Source organism: Rhodovulum sp. YNF3179, assembly GCF_050586465.1.
GTDB lineage: Bacteria > Pseudomonadota > Alphaproteobacteria > Rhodobacterales > Rhodobacteraceae > CAJXYS01.
On the sequence record NZ_JBOCEG010000005.1, the window covers coordinates 103,805 to 120,417 of the forward strand.

Here is a 16,613-nt window from a genome sequence, read left to right on the forward strand (position 1 = left end):
AGAAGAACCGCCGCGCGCCGGTCGCTTGCCCGCCCCCGATTGTGGCCGTCGCGCCGCGATCCGGGCCGGCCTTCCCGCATTTGCACACATCCGCTGTGCCCGGAGACCGGTTTCTGACCCGGCCGCAGCGCTCTATGTCGATGCCAAAGGATGACAGGAGGACCGCATGGGTCAGCTAATCGACGGTGTATGGAACAGCGGCTGGTACGACACGAAATCGACGGGCGGCAAGTTCGTCCGCTCGACCGCGAAGTTTCGAAACTGGGTGACCGCCGACGGCAGCCCCGGCCCCTCGGGCGAGGGCGGCTTCAAGGCCGAGAGCGGGCGCTATCATCTCTACGTCTCGCTCGCCTGCCCCTGGGCCAGCCGCGCCCTGGCCTTCCGGACGCTGAAGGGGCTCGAGGATCATATCAGCGTTGACGTGGTGCATCCCGACATGCTGGACGACGGCTGGACCTTCGCCACGGATTTCCCCGGCGCCACCGGCGACCGGCTCTACGGCAAGGATTTCATGCGCGAGATCTACACCAAGGCCGACCCGCAGGTGTCGGGCCGGGTCACCGTCCCGGTGCTCTGGGACAAGGAGCGCGAGACCATCGTCTCCAACGAATCCGCCGAGATCATCCGGATGATGAACGCCGCTTTCGACGGGATCACCGGGAATACCGACGACTACTGGCCGGCGGAGCTGCGTGACCAGATCGAGGAGGTGAACGCCCGGATCTACACGACGCTGAACAACGGGGTGTACAAGTCGGGCTTCGCCACGACGCAGGCGGCCTATGACCAGGCGGTCACCGAGCTCTTCGAGACGCTCGACTGGCTGGAGGACCGGCTGTCGCGGTCGCGCTTCCTGATGGGGGACCGGCTGACCGAGGCCGACTGGCGGCTCTTCGTGACGCTGATCCGCTTCGACCCGGTCTATCACCTGCATTTCAAGTGCAACCGCAACCGGATCGTCGATTACCCGAACCTCTGGGGATACACGCGGGAGCTTTACCAGTGGCCGGGAATCCGCGACACGGTGAGTTTCGACCACATCGTGCGCCATTATCACTACAGCCACGAAACGATTAACCCGCACCGGATCATCCCGATCAACCCGGTGCTGGACCACGACGCGCCACATGGGCGCGACAATCTCTGATCCGGGCATCGCGTTCCCGCGCGGGGACCGGTAGGATGCGCCCACGACCCGGAGGCCCATGACGGACCGCATCTACGCCATCGGCGACATCCACGGCCAGCGCGCCAAGCTGGCCGGCGCCCATGCTCGTATCGCCGCCGATCGGCGGCGCTGCGGCGACACGACCGCGCCGGTGGTGCATGTGGGCGATCTCGTCGATCGCGGCCCCGACAGCCGCGGCGTGATCGCGTTCCTCGCCGACGGAACGGAGGCGGGCGCGCCGTGGATCACGCTCCGCGGCAATCACGACCAGCTGTTCGAGGCGTTCCTCGCCGGTCCGGACGCGCCCGGCGTCGCGCCGGACCGCGCCCGCGCCTGGTTGCAACGCTCGATGGGCGGGCGGGAAACGCTGGCGTCCTACGGGGTCGACGCGGACGGGCCGCTTGCCGATATCCGCGCGGCGGCGCGGGCGGCCATCCCGCCCGGCCACCGCGCGTTTCTCGCCGGGCTCCGGCCCTATCACCTGGCGGCCCGGTGCCTCTTCGTGCATGCCGGCATCCGCCCGGGTCTTCCCCTCGAGGCGCAGAGCGAGGACGATCTCTACTGGATCCGCGATGATTTCTACGCCGAAACGGGTGCGTATCCCTGGCTCGTGGTGCATGGCCACACGCCCGTCGAGACCGTGCGCCACTTCGGCAACCGGGTCGATATCGATACCGGCGCGGCCTGGGGCGGGCCGCTCTCGGCCGTCGTGATCGAGGACGGCGAGGTCAGCCTCCTCGACGAGGACGGGCGGGTTCCGGTCCCGCCCGCCCCGTGAGCCGCACTCAGACGTCCGAGAGCTCCTTGGCGTGCATCCAGTCGGCGTGACGCGGTGCCTTCTTGGTCCGGGACCATTCCTCGAGCATGTCCCATTTCACCGCGTCGAGCTTCTCGAGCATCTTCTCCTCGTCGGGGTCCGGGCATGCAAGCTCCACCCGGTGCCCGTTCGGGTCGAAGAAATAGATCGAGTGGAAGATCGAGTGATCGGTCACGCCGAGCACCTCGACCCCGTTCTTCTCGAGGTGATCCTTGTATTCCAGCAGCGCGTCACGATCCTTCACCTTGAAGGCGATGTGCTGCACCCATTCCGGCGTGTTGGGATCGCGGCCCATCTCCGGCTTCGTCGGCAGTTCGAAGAAGGCCAGCACGTTGCCGTCGCCCGCGTCGAGGAAGATGTGCATGTAGGGATCGGGCTCGTGGGTCGAGGGCACGTGATCCTCGGCGATGGCGAGCACGAAATCCATGTTCAGCATCGTGGTATACCAGTCGACCGTCTCCTTGGCGTCCTTGCACCGATAGGCGACGTGGTGGATTTTCTCGATCTTCATCTTTCTGTCCTTTCCCGGGGTGCGCGTTTCCCGTGGGATGCTCAGTCGTGATGCCCGGCGGCCTGCGCGGCCTCCATCGCCTGCGAGAGGACCTCGCGGTCCCCGATATGGTTGGCCAGGACCAGGATCAGGCGGGCGTTGATCGCGTCGCTCTCGGCCTTGTCCCGGCCTTCGTGCAGCGCGAGCAAATCGGCGTAGAACCCGTCCGCGTCATCGATGTTCGGCGTTGTGATGAGTGTGCTCATGGGGTGTCTCCTCAGGCCCGGCCGGTCGCCTGGCGCAGCGCGGCGCGCACGGCGGCCTCGTCGAAATCGGTCCAGCGCGCCGCGACATGCTGGTCCGGGCGCATCAGGTAGACGGCGCCCGGCGCCGCGCCGAGGTATCTCTCGGCCAGGAGGGGGTCGGCATCGGGCGCCACACGCAGGGCATGCGCGGCGATGCCGTCGGCCTCGACCGTGTCCGGCACCTCGACGCCGATCGCAAGCAGCTGGAAGCGGTCGCCGAGGCGGTCCATCAGCCAGCCCTCGCCCGTCGGCGCGTCCGACGCGGGCGCGCCCGGGCGGGTGCGCGGCGGCAGGCCCGGCGCATCCGCACCGTTCAGCGGCCCGCCATCATAGGTGCAGGGCACGGACAGGCGCCCGGAATTGACCAGCGGCCGCGCGAAGTCGTTCTCTTCGGCCAGATCCAGCACCGCGTCGCGGAAAATGCGGCTCGTCTCGGATTTCGGCGTGATGAAATCGGTCGAGCGGCTAGAATTCAGGATATTCTCGTCCGCGCCGTAAACCCGTTCGGCGTCGTAGCTGTCGAGCAGGCGCTCGGGCGCCTTGCCGTCGAGCACCAGCTTCAGCTTCCAGACAAGGTTCTCGGCGTCCTGGATCCCGCTGTTGGCGCCGCGCGCCCCGAAGGGGCTGACCTGGTGCGCGGAATCGCCGGCGAAGACCACGCGGCCGTGGCGGAACTTCTCCATGCGGCGGCACTGGAAGGTGTAGATCGACACCCATTCCAGCTCGAAGCGGGCTTCCTCGCCCAGCATCTCCCTGAGCCGCGGAATCACCTTCTCGGGTTTCTTTTCCTCTTCCTTGTCGATGTCCCAGCCGAGCTGCAGGTCGATCCGCCAGACATTGTCCGGCTGCTTGTGCAGCAATGCCGACTGGCCGCGGTTGAAGGGCGGGTCGAACCAGAACCATCGCTCGGTAGGGAAATCGGCCTCCATCACCACGTCGGCGATCAGGAAGTTGTCCTCGAAGACGCGGCCGACGAAATCGAGCCCCATCATGCCGCGGATCGGCGAGGCCGCGCCGTCGCAGGCGATCAGCCAATCGGCTTCCAGCTTGTACGGGCCCTCGGGCGTGTCCACGTCGAGACGGACATGGTCGGCATGGTCGGCGAGATGGGTGATCCGGTTCAGGCCGCGAATCTCGACCGGCTTGCCCTCGGCCTGCAGCGCGCGCACGCGGTCGACCAGGTATTTCTCGAAGTGGTACTGCTGAAGGTTGATGAAGGCCGGGCGCTTGTGGCCTTCCTCGGGAAGCAGGTTGAAGTCGAAGATCCTGCGCTCGTCGAAGAACACCTTGCCGAGGTTCCACGTGACGCCCTTCCGGACCATCTCTTCGCCGCATCCGAGCCGGTCGAGGATTTCCAGCTGCCGCTTGGCAAAGCAGATCGCGCGCGAGCCGAAGCTGACCTTGTCGTTGTCGTCCAGCACCACCACCGGCACGTCCTGCCGGGCGAGATCGATCGCCGCTGCAAGCCCGACCGGACCCGCGCCGACGATGACGACGGGATGGCGGACCGCCGTCTCGGCGTCCTGGTCCTGAGACCGTTCGTAGGGATAGAGCGGGGTCTCGAAAATCTTCTGCTGCTGGTCGTCTGGCATCGGCCTTACCCTTGATGGACGGTCACTGTCGGGGCGGCATGGAACCGCAGGCGCGCCGTCCCCGTTTTCCGCCCGAATGGATTACGAAAGGAGTGGTTGCCCATGACCCCGACGACAGATCCGCACCTGGACCCGCATGGCTGGGCGGCGCCCGTCGACTGGCGCTGGATGCTCGCGCTGGGGATCGTCATGCTCCTCGGCGGCGTGCTCGCCTTCCTGAACCCCTTCATCGCCTCGCTGACGGTTGAGGCCATCGCCGGCGCAACCTTCCTCGTCGCCGGCGCGGTGCAGGCCTGGATGGCGTTTTCCGATGACGGCCAGGACCGCAATGCAAGGCTCTTGAACGGCATGCTCGGCGCGGCGCTGATCGTGCTGGCGGTGCTGCTGCTGGCCAACCCCCTGGCCGGGCTGGTGACGCTGACCCTCGCCGTGGCCGCGCTGTTCCTGGCCTTCGGGATCCTGCGCAGCGTGATCGCGTTCCGGCTGCGGCCACACGCCGCCTGGGGCTGGATGCTGGCCTCCGGGCTGATGTCGGTCGCCCTGGCGCTGCTGATCTTCCTCACCCTGCCCGAGGCCGCGCTCGGGCTGCTCGGGCTGTTTCTCGGCGTGGACCTGGTGATGTCGGGGGCGATGTCGCTCGGCATCGCGCTGGGTGCGCGCAAGGGCTGAGGCGGGCCGGGCGGCGCCTGCCGCCCGCCCCCGCCGGGTCCGGTGATCGCGCGCGGCCCGGTCATCCCTGCAACTGCTCCCACATCTCGAGGTCGCGCTGCGCGGTCCAGATCCGCGGCGTATCGATCCCGCGGGCCTCGTCATAGGCGCGGGCGACGTTGAAGGGCAGGCAGTGCTCGTAGATCGCGTAGTCGCTGAACTTCGGATCACACTCGGCGCGCACCGCGTCCCAGGCGTCCTTGAGGCTGCCGCCGCTGGCCGCGACCCTGGCCGCGGGCCGGTAGGTGCTTTCCACGAAGTCGCGGGTGTTCTCGATGGCGGCGGTGACCATCTCGTCGCCCACCAGCGCGTCGCCCCGGCCCGGCGCGATGCTGCGCGGCGCGAAGGCGGCGATCTCGCCGAGGGTATCGCCCCATTCGGTCAGGTGGCCATCGCCACAGTAGCAGGCCGAGTGGTATTCGACGATATCGCCGGTGAACATCACCTCCTGGTCGGGCACCCAGACCACCGCGTCGCCGGCCGTATGGGCCCGGCCCAGATGCATGATGTCCACCCGGCGATTCCCGAGATAGACGGTCATCGAGTCGCTGAAGGTCGTGGTGGGCCAGGTCAGGCCCGGGATGCTTTCATGCCCCTCGAAGAGCCGCGGGAAGCGCTGGAACTCGCTGTCCCAGTCTTCCTGCCCGCGCTCCACCACCATCGCGCGGGCATCGTCGGACATGATGATCTGGTTCACCGGGTAGGCCGAGGCGCCAAGCACCCGCACCGCGTGGTAGTGGGTCAGCACCAGATGCGTGATCGGCTTGTCGGTGACCTTGCGGATCTCCTCGATCACCTTGTTCGCCAGCCGCGGCGTGGCCTGCGCCTCGATCACCATCACGCTGTCGTCGCCGATGATGACGCCCGAGTTGGGATCGCCTTCGGCGGTGAAGGCCCAGAGCCCCTCGCCGATCTCGGTGAAGCTCGTCTTCTTCTCGGTCATGTCGCCTTGCGACGCGAATGCCTTTGCCATGGGTCTCTCCGTCGCCCCGGGGCGTGCCGCCGGGGTCCTGTCTTGCGCGTTTCAATCATCCCGGCCGCGACCGGGACCGCTCGTCACTTCGTCCAGTCGGGTTCCTCGACGGCCGGCAGCAGCTTGCCGCGGCATGCGCCGAAACCGATCCGGTAGCCGTCGCCCTGCGCCCAGCCCCGCAGCGTCAACGTATCGCCGTCCTCGAGGAAGCTCCGCTCCTCGCCGGTATCGAGCCGGACCGGCTCCTTGCCGCCCCAGCTGAGTTCCAGCAGGCTGCCGCGGCTCTCGCGGGTCTCGCCCGAGATCGTGCCGGAGCCGAGCAGGTCCCCCGCGTTCATCGCGCAGCCCGAGACGGCGTGATGCGCCAGCTGCTGGGCAGAGGAATAATACATCTCGCGGAAGTTGGTGCGGGTGATGGTCGTGGGCTTGCCGGCGTGTTCCGGCTCGAGATCCACCTCGAGCGCGATGTCGTAGATCATCGGCCCCGGTTCGCGCAGATAGGGCAGAAGCTCCACCTCGCGTTCGGGGGTCGAGGTGCGGAACGGCTCCAGCGCGGCCTTGGTCACGATCCAGGGGCCGATCGTCGTCGCCGTCGCCTTGGCCTGGAAGGGGCCGAGCGGCTGGTATTCCCAAGCCTGGATGTCGCGCGCCGACCAGTCGTTCAGAAGCACGTAGCCGAAGATCATGTCGTCGGCCTGGCTGACCGTCAACGGGCGGCCCATCTCCGACGACTGGCCGACCACGGCCCCCATTTCCAGCTCGAAGTCGAACCGTTTGCACGGGCCGAAATAGGGCACCTCGGCCGTGGGCGGTTTCAGCTGGCCCAGCGGGCGGTGGATCTCGGTGTCCGAGACCACGACCGTCGAGGCGCGGCCGTTATAGCCGATCGGGATGTGCAGCCAGTTCGGCGGCAGCGCGTTCTCGGCGCCGCGGAACATGGTGCCGACATTGGTCGCGTGGTTCCGGCCGGCGTAGAAATCGGTGTATTCCGACACCACGAGCGGCATGTGCAGATCCGCCTCGGCCATGGGCACCAGCGCCTTCTCGCGCAGCGCCGCGTCGTCGCGCAGCGCCGGGTCGCCATCGGCCTTCAGCAGCTCGATCAGGCGGGCGCGCAGGGCATCCCACGCCTTGGGCCCGAGTTCCATGAAATCGTTCCAGAACGGCATGTCGAAGACCGCCACCTCGTCCGGGGTGACGAGTCCCGCCTCTTCGAGCACGGCCATGTCGAGGATCATGTCACCGATCGCGACACCGCAGCGCGGCGTCCCGTCGGAAACCGAGAACACCCCGCAAGGCAGGTTGTTCAGGGGAAAGTCCGTCTCGGCGGAGTTCGCGCTCTCCACCCAGCTTTGCAATAGGGCCACGGGGCCTCCCTCGTCTGTCTGTTTCCGAGAAGTCGAGCGCCCCGGCCCGGCGGGCCGGGGCGCGGTCCGGTTCTACTTGATGCCCGGCGTGCCGTCGAATTTCTTCTCCAGCCCGTCCCAGCAGTCGATATAGGTTTCCTGCAGCGGCGCCTCGGTCGCGGCGAACTCGGTCAGGTGCTGCGGGAAGCGGGTCTCGAACATGAAGGACATGGTATTGTCCAGCTTCTCCGGCCCCAGCTCGGCGTTGGACGCACCCTCGAAGGCATCGCGGTCCGGGCCATGCGGCAGCATCATGTTGTGCAGCGACATGCCGCCCGGCACGAAGCCCTCGGGCTTGGCGTCGTAGATGCCGTAGATGTTGCCCATCAGCTCGGACATGATGTTCTTGTGGTACCAGGGCGGGCGGAAGCTGTGCTCGGCCACCATCCAGCGCTCGCGGAACAGCACGAAGTCGATATTCGCGGTGCCCTCGACGCCCGAGGGCGCGGTCAGCACGGTGAAGATCGACGGATCGGGATGGTCGAACAGGATCGCGCCAACCGGGCTGAAGGTCCGCAGGTCGTATTTGCAGGCGGCGTAGTTGCCATGCCAGGCCACCACGTCCAGCGGGCTGTGCGGGATCTCGGTGGCGTGGAACTGGCCGCACCATTTCACCACCACGCGGCTCGGCACCTCGCGGTCCTCGAAGGCCGCGACCGGCGTCTTGAAATCGCGCGGATTGGCCAGGCAGTTCGCGCCGATCGGGCCGCGGTTCGGCAGGTCGAACTTGGCGCCATAATTCTCGCAGACGAAACCGCGCGCCGGGCCGTCGACAAGCTCGACGCGGAAGACCATGCCGCGCGGCAGGATCGCGATTTCCTTGGGCTCGAGATCGATGATGCCGAGCTCGGTGTAGAAGCGCAGGCGCCCCTCCTGCGGCACCACCAGCAGCTCGCTGTCGGCCGAGTAGAAATACTCATCCTCCATCGACTCGGTGATCAGGTAGATATGCGCCGCCATGCCGACCTGGGTATTGACGTCGCCGGCGGTCGTCATGGTCCGCATGCCGGTGAGGAAGGTCAGCCTTTCCTCGGCATGGGGCACCGGATCCCAGCGATACTGCCCGAGAGAGATCACGTCCTCGACGATGTGCGGGGCGGAGCGGAAATAGGGCAGGTCGATCCGGGTGAACCGGCCGGTGTGCTTCACCGACGGCCGGATGCGGTAGCACCAGGTTCGCTCGTTCTGGCCGCGGGGCGCGGTGAAGGGCGTGCCCGAAAGCTGCTCGGCATAGAGACCGTAATTGCATTTCTGCGGGCTGTTCTGGCCTTGCGGCAGCGCGCCCGGCAGCGCCTCGGTCTCGAAGTCGTTTCCGAAGCCCGGCATGTAGCCCGCGACGGTGCCGGTGGTTTCGGCGGCCTTCACCATCTCGCGGGGGGATGTTTCGATGTTCATTGCGCGTTTCCTCCATGCGAAAGCATGTCTCGCCGCATATGCCCGGCATATGCGTGATTCCCGTGCGGACCATATCGTTGCATTTGCAACGATGTCAAGAAATCCGCGCCGGCCCACCCCCGGCGCCGGGCGTCGCGGATCACCGTGAACGCGAAGCGCGGCACCACGGGGCGGATCAGTTCCTCGGCTTCCGCTTCGCCCGGCCGTTCTTGCGAATCCAGGCCGCCAGCGACTTCACGTCGATCGCGATCACCGCGACGCCCAGGGGCAGCATCCAGAACCCCAGCACGGGCAGCGCCCCGAACACGCCACCGACCATCAAAAGCAACCCGACCACCGCGCGCAGACCGGGCGGCACGCGCCGCCGCACCCAGTCCATCACGCCGTTCCAGGCGCGCCGGGCCCGTTCGGTCCTCTTGCCTTTCTTCCGGTCCATCCGCGACATCTAGGGCCGCGGACCCGGCGATGCAAAGCACCGCATCACGTCCAGTCCAGCACGACCTTGCCGCTGGACCCGGACCGCATCGCGGCGAAGCCTTTCTCGTAATCGGCCACGGGAAAGCGGTGGGTGATGACCTTTCGCACGTCGAGCCCGTTCTGCAGCATCGCGATCATCTTGTACCAGGTCTCGAATATCTCGCGCCCGTAGATGCCCTTGATCGTGATCGCCTTGAACACGATCCGGGTCCAGTCGACCGGCGCGGGCCTGGGCGGGATGCCCAGCATCGCGATCCGCCCGCCCATGACCAGCGCCTCCACCATCTGGTCGAAGGCCGCCGGCGCGCCCGACATCTCGAGCCCGACGTCGAAGCCCTCGGTCATGCCGAACTCGGCCATGACCGTGCGCAGGTCGGTCTCCACCGGGTTCACGGGCCGGATATCGGCGACACGGCCGGCCAGCGCGAGGCGGTCGGGGTTTATGTCGGTGATGACGACATGGCGCGCACCGATATGGCGGGCGACCGCACCGGCCATGATGCCGATCGGCCCCGCCCCGGTGATCAGGACGTCTTCGCCCACCAGGTCGAAGGACAGCGCCGTGTGCACGGCGTTGCCGAGCGGGTCGAGGATCGCGCCGATCTCGTCGTCGATGTCGTCGGGCAGCGGTACCACGTTGAATGCCGGCAGGCGCAGGTATTCGGCAAAAGCCCCGGGTTCGTTCACGCCGATCCCGCGCGTCTCGGGATCGAGGTGAAACCGCCCGGCACGGTATTGCCGCGAGTGATGCCCGATCAGGTGACCCTCGCCCGAGCATCGCTGGCCGATCTCGAGATCCTCCACAGAGCGGCCGATCTCGACGATCTCGCCGGCGAATTCATGGCCGGTGACAAGCGGCACGGGAACCGTAGCCCGCGCCCAGTCGTCCCAGTTCCAGATATGGATGTCGGTGCCGCAGATCCCGGTCTTGTGAATGCGGATCAGGACGTCTTCGGGGCCGATCTCCGGCACCGGTTCGCGCTGCAGCCAGAGGCCTTCGCGCGGCGCGGCCTTCACCAGCGCCTGCATCGTGTTCGCGCGCGTCATATCGCCCCCACGTGCCGGCCAGCACTGGAAAACGCCTCGAGCGCGCGGTCGAGATCCGCGCGGGTCAGCGCCGCGTTCATCTGCGTTCGGATACGCGCCGTCCCCTTCGGGACAACCGGGTAGAAGAAGCCGGCGGCATAGACACCCTCGGCGAAGAGCGCCCGCGCCATGTCCTGGGCCAGCCGCGCGTCACCCAGCATGACCGGCACGATGGGATGCTCGCCCGGCAACAGGTCGAACCCCAGCGCCGTCAGCCCCTCGCGCCAGTAGGCGGCGTTCTCGAAGAGCCGCGCGCGCAGGTCGTCGCCGGCCTCCACCAGGTCAAGCGCGGCGAGGCCCGCCGCCAGCACCGCCGGCGGCAGGGCGTTGGAAAAGAGATAGGGCCGCGAGCGCTGGCGCAGCATCTCGATCACCGGTTTCGGCCCGGCGGTATAGCCGCCGATGGCCCCGCCCAGCGCCTTGCCGAGCGTGCCGGTCAGGATATCGACCCGGTCGGCCACGCCGTGATGGGCCGGCGTACCTGCCCCACGCGGGCCCATGAACCCGGTGGCATGGCAGTCATCCACCATCACCAGCGCGTCGTGGCGCCGGGCGAGATCGGTGATCTCCGGCAGCTTCGCCAGGTAGCCATCCATGGAAAACACCCCGTCCGTGGCGATCATCACGAAACGCGCGCCGTCGGCGCGGGCCTCGGCCAGCCGGCTTTCAAGCGCATCCATGTCGGAATTCGCATAGCGGTAGCGCCGCGCCTTGCAGAGCCGCACGCCGTCGATGATCGAGGCGTGGTTCAGCGCGTCCGAGACGATCGCGTCCTCGGGGCCCAGCAGCGGCTCGAACAGCCCGCCATTGGCGTCGAAACAGGCAGCATAGAGGATCGCGTCCTCCGTCCCGAGGAAGGCGGCGAGCCGGTCCTCCAGCGCGCGGTGCAGGTCCTGCGTGCCGCAGATGAAGCGCACGCTGGCCATGCCGTAGCCGTGATCGTCCATCGCGGCCCTGGCAGCCGCGATCAGGTCCGGGTGATCGGCCAGCCCCAGGTAGTTGTTGGCGCAGAGATTGAGCACGTCTCGCCCGCCCACCGTGACATGCCCGCCCTGCGGCGAGGTGATGAGGCGCTCGTGCTTCATCAGCCCGTCGGACTCGATCCCGGCAAGCCCGTCCCGCAGATGGTCCAGAAAATCGGTCATCGACGCCTCCACCGTTCCGGAACAGCATAACGGACAGAAGGGCCGGCGATGCAACAGTCGTGACGGGAACGGGGAAAATTCCCGGGAAACCGCGCTGGCCGCCGCATCCCGGGCCGCGCCACATGCGCCCGCAACACGTCGCTTGACGCGACCGGTGCATTTGCAATGATCGCGGGCATGAGCGGCTTCGACCTCGACGGGTTTCTTCCCTACCAGCTTACGGTCCTTGCGGGACGCATGAGCCGGGCGTTCTCGGAACGCTACCGGCAGAAATTCGGAATCTCGATCCCCGAATGGCGGGTCGTCGCCCATCTGAGCCAGACCGGCCCGGTGAGCGTGCGCGAGATCTTCGAGCGGGTGGACATGGACAAGTCCAAGGTCAGCCGCGCGGCGGCACGGCTCGAGGTCGCGGGCTATGTCACAAAACGCCCGCATCCCGAGGACCGCCGTCTCGTGGAGCTTTCGCTCAGCGACAAGGGCAAGGCGATGATGGCGGAACTCGGCCCCATCGCCGACAGTTTCGAAACCGAAATGCTGGGTGAACTCGGCCCCGAGGCGGAAGACTTTCGCCGGGCCGTTCGGCGGCTTCTGGAGATGACCGGATGAGCGTCGTGCTTTACGATTACTGGCGCAGCTCGGCGGCCTACCGGCTGCGGATCGCGCTCGGGCTGCTGGAGATTCCGCACGATGTCGTGCCGGTCAACCTTCTGACGGGTGAGCATCGCGGCCCCGAGAACCTGGCGCGGAACCCGCAGGGGCTCGTCCCGACGCTGGAAATCGACGGGCGGACCATGACCCAGTCGCTGTCGATCCTCGAATATCTCGACGAAACGCGCCGGGCGGGCTTCCTGCCCGAAGACCCGGCCGGACGCCAGCGTGTGCGGGCGCTCTCCTACGCCATCGCGATGGAAATCCATCCGGTCTGCAACCTGTCCGTGGCGAAATACGCCGCCGAACACTCCGGCGGTGGCGTGACCATGCAAGGCTGGATGCAGCAGTTCATCCCGCGCGGCCTGGCCGGGGTCGAACGGATGCTCGGCGACGGGATGGCCGGCACCTTCTGCCATGGCGACGGGATCGGCATGGCGGATATCTGCCTCGTCCCGCAGATCTACAATGCCCGGCGCTGGGAAGTGGATCTGACGCCGTTTCCCCGAATCTGCGAAATCATGGCGAACCTCGAAGACCTCGCGGCGGTCCGCGCCGCCCACCCAGACAATCACAAACCGGATGACTGACCCATGACCGACATCGTAATCCTGGACGGCGCGCGCACCGCGATCGGCACCTTCGGCGGCACCCTGGCCGGGACGCCGCCCATCCAGCTCGGCGCCCACGCGGCGCGGGCCGCGCTCGACCGTGCAGGGGTGGAGGGCGGCCAGATCGGCCAGGTCGCCTTCGGCCACGTGATCAACACGGAGCCCCGCGACATGTATCTCTCGCGCGTCGCCGCGATGGAGGCCGGCATCCCGGAAACGACGCCGGCAATGAACGTGAACCGGCTCTGTGGCTCCGGCGCGCAGGCGGTGGTGTCGGTCGTGCAGGCGCTGATGCTGGGCGACGCCGATTTCGGCCTTGCCGGCGGGGCCGAGAACATGAGCCGCTCGCCCTACATCCTGCCCCAGGCCCGCTGGGGCCAGAAAATGGGCGACACCGGCGCGCAGGACATGATGCTGGGCGCGCTCAGCTGCCCGTTCGGCACCGGGCATATGGGCGTCACGGCGGAAAACGTCGCCGCCGAGCACGGGATCAGCCGCGACGATCAGGACGCTTTCGCGCTCGAGAGCCAGGCCCGTGCCGCCCGCGCCATCGCCGGGGGCCGCTTCGCCGACCAGATCGCCCCGATCGAGGTCCGGGTGAAACGCGACACGGTCGCCTTCGCCACCGACGAGCATCCGAAGCAGACCACCGCCGAGGCGCTCGCCGGGCTCCGGCCGGTTTTCCAGAAAGACGGGACCGTGACCGCCGGCAATGCCAGCGGCATCAATGACGGCGCGGCGGCGCTGGTTCTGGCCCGCGCCGAGGCCGCCGAGAAGGCCGGGCTGAAGCCGAAGGCGCGGCTTCTCGGCTATGCCCATGCCGGCGTCCGGCCTGAGGTGATGGGGATCGGCCCTGTTCCGGCGGTCGAGCGCCTGATGGCGCGAACCGGCCTTTCGGTCGCGGATTTCGACGTGATCGAATCCAACGAGGCCTTCGCCGCGCAGGCGCTGGCGGTCAACGAGGGGCTCGGCCTCGACCCGGCGAAGGTCAATCCCAACGGCGGCGCCATCGCGCTCGGCCACCCGGTGGGCGCGACCGGCGCCATTCTCGCGGTCAAGGCGCTCTACGAGTTGGAGCGGACCGGCGGGCGGTACGCATTGGTGACCATGTGCATCGGCGGCGGACAGGGAATCGCGCTCGCCCTGGAACGCCTCTGAGCCATCGGGCGGCGGGCACTGACCGGATGACCGGCGCGCCCCGCGCCGGCGCCGTTTCCCTTTCCCGGGGACACGGGAATTTTCTGCGCCTGACTTGATTCAGATCAATTGCAATATGACTATGTATATATACATAGGCAGCAATGAATGTATCAGGAGGCAACCATGTCACTCTCACTGCCCCGCATGGGCGATAAATACTCGCCCCTCTACTTCCTCGCCTCGCTTGGCGCAGGCGGGCTTACCGTCACCTTCTTCATGTACCTGATGTTCTGGGTGCCGCATCCAGGTCAGCCCGTCCCGGTGTTCGAGGACCTGATGGCCGCCTTCGCCACCGGCGGGCCGCTGATGCAGGCCACGATCGCCGCGGCCATGGCCGGGATCGCGGTCTTCGCCTTCCTCAATATCCGCTACCTGGTCTGGAACCTCCGCTCCTATGCCGCCTTCGCCGGGACCGATGCCTTCCGGGCCCTCAGGCAGTCCAACGCCGAGACCCAGATCCTTGCGATGCCGCTGGCGCTCGCCATGTCGGTGAATGTCGGCTTCATCCTCGGCCTGGTCTTCGTGCCGCAGCTCTGGACGGTCGTGGAATACCTCTTCCCCATGGCGATCCTCGCCTTCCTCGCCATCGGCTATCTTGCCTTCCGCCAGATCGGCGGCTTCCTCGGCCGCGTTCTCGTCAAGGGCGGCGGCTTCAGCCACAAGGCCAACAACTCCTACGCGCAGCTTCTGCCGGCTTTCGCGCTCAGCATGGTGGGCGTCGGCCTCGCCGCGCCCGCCGCGATGAGCACCACGCCGCTGGTCGCCGGCATCTCGATCATCGCCTCGACCTTCTTCCTGGCGGCGGCCCTGATCTACGGCGCTGTGGCGCTGGTTCTGGGCGTCCATGCCATGATGGAACACGGTGCGGCCGAGGAAGCGGCGCCGACGCTGATGGTCGTGATCCCGATCCTGACGGTGCTCGGCATCCTGATGCTGCGCCAGGAGCACGGCCTGCACGTCCATTTCGGCGTCGAGGGCGCGGCGGGCGACACGCTGGCCTTCCTGGGCAGCCTTCTCTCGGTGCAGGTGCTGTTCCTGATGCTGGGGCTGCTGGTGCTGAACGGGCAGGACTACGCCCGCAAGTATCTCTCGGCCGGGGGCAAGCGATCGCCCGGGTCCTACGCGCTGGTCTGCCCGGGCGTCGCGCTCAGCGTGATGCTGCACTTCTTCGTCAACAAGGGCCTCGTCGGGGCCGGTATCATCGCCCAGTTCGGCATCGCCTACTGGGGGCTGACCGCCATAGCGCTCGGCTTCCAGGTCGCGATGATCGCACTGGTTTTCTGGCTGAACCGGCTGCATTTCGCCCCCGAGGCGGGCGCGCGGGCCATCCCGGCGGAGTGACCCGGTCGCGATCTCGCGGAACGGGCGCCCCCGGCGGGCGCCCGTTTCTCTTTCAGCCGGCGCCCCCGGCCGCTAGGATCGCCCGGCCAGCGGCGCAGGGGGCAGATGATCCGCACCGTCACCATTCTTCTCGGCTTCCAGCTCCTGGGCGAGGTCATCGCCCGGGGTCTGGGTCTCATCGTGCCCGGCCCGGTCATCGGCATGGCCCTGCTTCTGGCGCTGCTCTGGACCCGCCCCCGCCTGGCCGGGTCGATCATGCCGACCGCGCAGGGGCTGCTGGCGCATCTCTCGCTGCTCTTCGTGCCGGCGGGTGTCGGCGTGGTGGGGCATGCCGGCGCCCTGGGCGCCGAAGGCCCCGCGATCGTCATCGCGCTCGTCGCCAGCACGGTCCTGGCGATCGCCGTCGGTGCGCTGGTCTTCACCGGGGTCGCACGGCTGACCGGGGACGGCGATGACTGACTTCACCGAAATCTGGAGCTACCTGGCCGAAACGCCGCTGCTCTGGCTGGCGGCCACGCTCGGCGCCTATGTCATCGGCGATGCGCTGCACCGCCGCGCAGGTGGCACCCCGCTGGTGAACCCGGTTCTCGTCGCCGTGGTCATCCTCGCCGCGGCGCTTGCCCTGACCGGCACGCCCTACGCCACCTATTTCGAAGGCGCGCAATTCGTCCATTTCATGCTGGGCCCGGCCACGGTGGCGCTGGCCGCGCCGCTGCACGCGAACCTCGCCAAGGTGCGGAAATCCGCCGTGCCCATGGCGGCGGGCCTGCTGGCCGGGTCCGGCACCGCGATCCTGTCCGCGCTCGGCATCGCCTGGGCCCTTGGCGTCGACGCGGCGACGCTGGCCGCGCTCGCGCCGAAATCGGCCACCGCGCCGGTGGCGATGGGCGTGTCGGAGGCGCTCGGCGGCTCACCCACGCTGACGGCCGTGATGGTGATCTTCACCGGCATCACCGGGGCGATCCTGGCCGCGCCGGTTCTGAACGCGCTCCGGCTCCGCGACTGGCGGGCCCGCGGTTTCGCCACCGGCGTGGCGTCACACGGAATCGGCACCGCGCGGGCCTTCCAGGTCGACGAGACCGCGGGCGTCTTCGCCGGCGTCGGCATGGGGCTGAACGCGATCCTGACCGCGCTCCTCGCGCCGCTCGTGCTGGCGCTCTTCGTCTGAGGGCCGCGGTTTCGCGCGCAGGGCGCGCGAGGATATTTGGACCACTTGGAAGGGGCAGGCCGCACGCACCCTCCAAGTGGCGG

18 protein-coding genes are annotated in these 16,613 nt (G+C 67.9%); 9 read left to right on the forward strand and 9 right to left on the reverse strand.

Going from position 1 to position 16,613, the window contains the following annotated elements; all coding sequences use genetic code 11:
- Positions 1-166 precede the first annotated feature (166 nt).
- Positions 167-1,147, forward strand: coding sequence for a glutathione S-transferase family protein (locus tag ACQ5SP_RS10310; protein ID WP_430938283.1), 981 nt, complete (start codon positions 167-169; stop codon positions 1,145-1,147).
- Between the two features lie 58 nt (positions 1,148-1,205).
- Entirely contained in the window at positions 1,206-1,946 is a 741-nt protein-coding gene (locus ACQ5SP_RS10315) for a metallophosphoesterase (RefSeq protein WP_430938284.1), read from the forward strand.
- A gap of 7 nt (positions 1,947-1,953) precedes the next feature.
- Here ACQ5SP_RS10315 and ACQ5SP_RS10320 read toward each other — a convergent pair whose 3' ends face one another.
- Genes ACQ5SP_RS10320 through ACQ5SP_RS10330 form a run of 3 tightly spaced genes read right to left on the reverse strand, consistent with a single transcriptional unit; the run spans position 1,954 to position 4,372 of the window.
- Positions 1,954-2,496 (reverse strand): VOC family protein, encoded by a 543-nt coding sequence (locus tag ACQ5SP_RS10320; protein WP_430938285.1) that lies wholly within the window; start codon positions 2,494-2,496, stop codon positions 1,954-1,956.
- A gap of 41 nt (positions 2,497-2,537) precedes the next feature.
- The gene (locus ACQ5SP_RS10325) at positions 2,538-2,741 is read right to left on the reverse strand and encodes a DUF2783 domain-containing protein (RefSeq protein ID WP_430938286.1); all 204 of its coding nucleotides are present in this window, start codon (positions 2,739-2,741) and stop codon (positions 2,538-2,540) included.
- Positions 2,742-2,752: 11 nt separating this feature from the next.
- Complete coding sequence (locus tag ACQ5SP_RS10330; RefSeq protein WP_430938287.1) at positions 2,753-4,372, reverse strand: FAD-dependent oxidoreductase; 1,620 nt, start codon at positions 4,370-4,372, stop codon at positions 2,753-2,755.
- Between the two features lie 102 nt (positions 4,373-4,474).
- On the opposite strand from ACQ5SP_RS10330, the gene ACQ5SP_RS10335 reads away from it, so the two are divergent.
- Complete coding sequence (locus ACQ5SP_RS10335) at positions 4,475-5,041, forward strand: HdeD family acid-resistance protein (RefSeq protein ID WP_430938288.1); 567 nt, start codon at positions 4,475-4,477, stop codon at positions 5,039-5,041.
- Between the two features lie 61 nt (positions 5,042-5,102).
- Here the strand turns inward: ACQ5SP_RS10335 and ACQ5SP_RS10340 are convergent, their stop codons facing one another.
- The 6 genes from ACQ5SP_RS10340 to kbl form a co-directional block, all read right to left on the reverse strand.
- Positions 5,103-6,053 carry an MBL fold metallo-hydrolase gene (locus tag ACQ5SP_RS10340; protein WP_430938289.1) on the reverse strand — a complete coding sequence of 317 codons (951 nt, stop codon included), beginning with the start codon at positions 6,051-6,053 and terminating at the stop codon, positions 5,103-5,105.
- Between the two features lie 83 nt (positions 6,054-6,136).
- Complete coding sequence (gene fahA / locus ACQ5SP_RS10345; RefSeq protein ID WP_430938290.1) at positions 6,137-7,420, reverse strand: fumarylacetoacetase; 1,284 nt, start codon at positions 7,418-7,420, stop codon at positions 6,137-6,139.
- A 72-nt stretch (positions 7,421-7,492) separates the two neighbouring features.
- Positions 7,493-8,854: a homogentisate 1,2-dioxygenase gene (gene hmgA, locus ACQ5SP_RS10350; protein WP_430938291.1), complete on the reverse strand. Its 1,362-nt coding sequence runs from the start codon at positions 8,852-8,854 to the stop codon at positions 7,493-7,495.
- 175 nt (positions 8,855-9,029) lie between these two features.
- The gene (locus ACQ5SP_RS10355; RefSeq protein ID WP_430938292.1) at positions 9,030-9,290 is read right to left on the reverse strand and encodes a hypothetical protein; all 261 of its coding nucleotides are present in this window, start codon (positions 9,288-9,290) and stop codon (positions 9,030-9,032) included.
- Between the two features lie 44 nt (positions 9,291-9,334).
- Positions 9,335-10,360, reverse strand: coding sequence for an L-threonine 3-dehydrogenase (gene tdh / locus ACQ5SP_RS10360; RefSeq protein ID WP_430938539.1), 1,026 nt, complete (start codon positions 10,358-10,360; stop codon positions 9,335-9,337).
- 14 nt (positions 10,361-10,374) lie between these two features.
- Entirely contained in the window at positions 10,375-11,562 is a 1,188-nt protein-coding gene (kbl, locus tag ACQ5SP_RS10365) for a glycine C-acetyltransferase (protein ID WP_430938293.1), read from the reverse strand.
- Positions 11,563-11,739: 177 nt separating this feature from the next.
- Here kbl and ACQ5SP_RS10370 point away from each other — a divergent pair, with 177 nt between their 5' ends.
- The 6 genes from ACQ5SP_RS10370 to ACQ5SP_RS10395 all read left to right on the forward strand — a co-directional run bounded on the left by ACQ5SP_RS10370 (position 11,740) and on the right by ACQ5SP_RS10395 (position 16,530).
- Positions 11,740-12,168 (forward strand): MarR family winged helix-turn-helix transcriptional regulator, encoded by a 429-nt coding sequence (locus ACQ5SP_RS10370; RefSeq protein WP_430938294.1) that lies wholly within the window; start codon positions 11,740-11,742, stop codon positions 12,166-12,168.
- Positions 12,165-12,800 carry a maleylacetoacetate isomerase gene (maiA, locus tag ACQ5SP_RS10375; protein ID WP_430938295.1) on the forward strand — a complete coding sequence of 212 codons (636 nt, stop codon included), beginning with the start codon at positions 12,165-12,167 and terminating at the stop codon, positions 12,798-12,800. Before ACQ5SP_RS10370 ends, maiA begins: the two co-directional genes overlap by 4 nt.
- A 3-nt stretch (positions 12,801-12,803) precedes the next feature.
- On the forward strand, positions 12,804-13,979 hold the full coding sequence (locus tag ACQ5SP_RS10380; RefSeq protein ID WP_430938296.1) for an acetyl-CoA C-acyltransferase family protein: 1,176 nt from the start codon (positions 12,804-12,806) through the stop codon (positions 13,977-13,979).
- Positions 13,980-14,144: 165 nt separating this feature from the next.
- Positions 14,145-15,362, forward strand: a complete 1,218-nt coding sequence (locus ACQ5SP_RS10385; RefSeq protein ID WP_430938297.1) for a TsoY family (seleno)protein — start codon at positions 14,145-14,147, stop codon at positions 15,360-15,362.
- A gap of 105 nt (positions 15,363-15,467) precedes the next feature.
- Entirely contained in the window at positions 15,468-15,821 is a 354-nt protein-coding gene (locus ACQ5SP_RS10390) for a CidA/LrgA family protein (protein ID WP_430938298.1), read from the forward strand.
- A complete protein-coding gene (locus tag ACQ5SP_RS10395) occupies positions 15,814-16,530 on the forward strand; it encodes an LrgB family protein (RefSeq protein ID WP_430938299.1) in 717 nt (238 codons plus the stop codon). Before ACQ5SP_RS10390 ends, ACQ5SP_RS10395 begins: the two co-directional genes overlap by 8 nt.
- Positions 16,531-16,613: the final 83 nt, after the last annotated feature.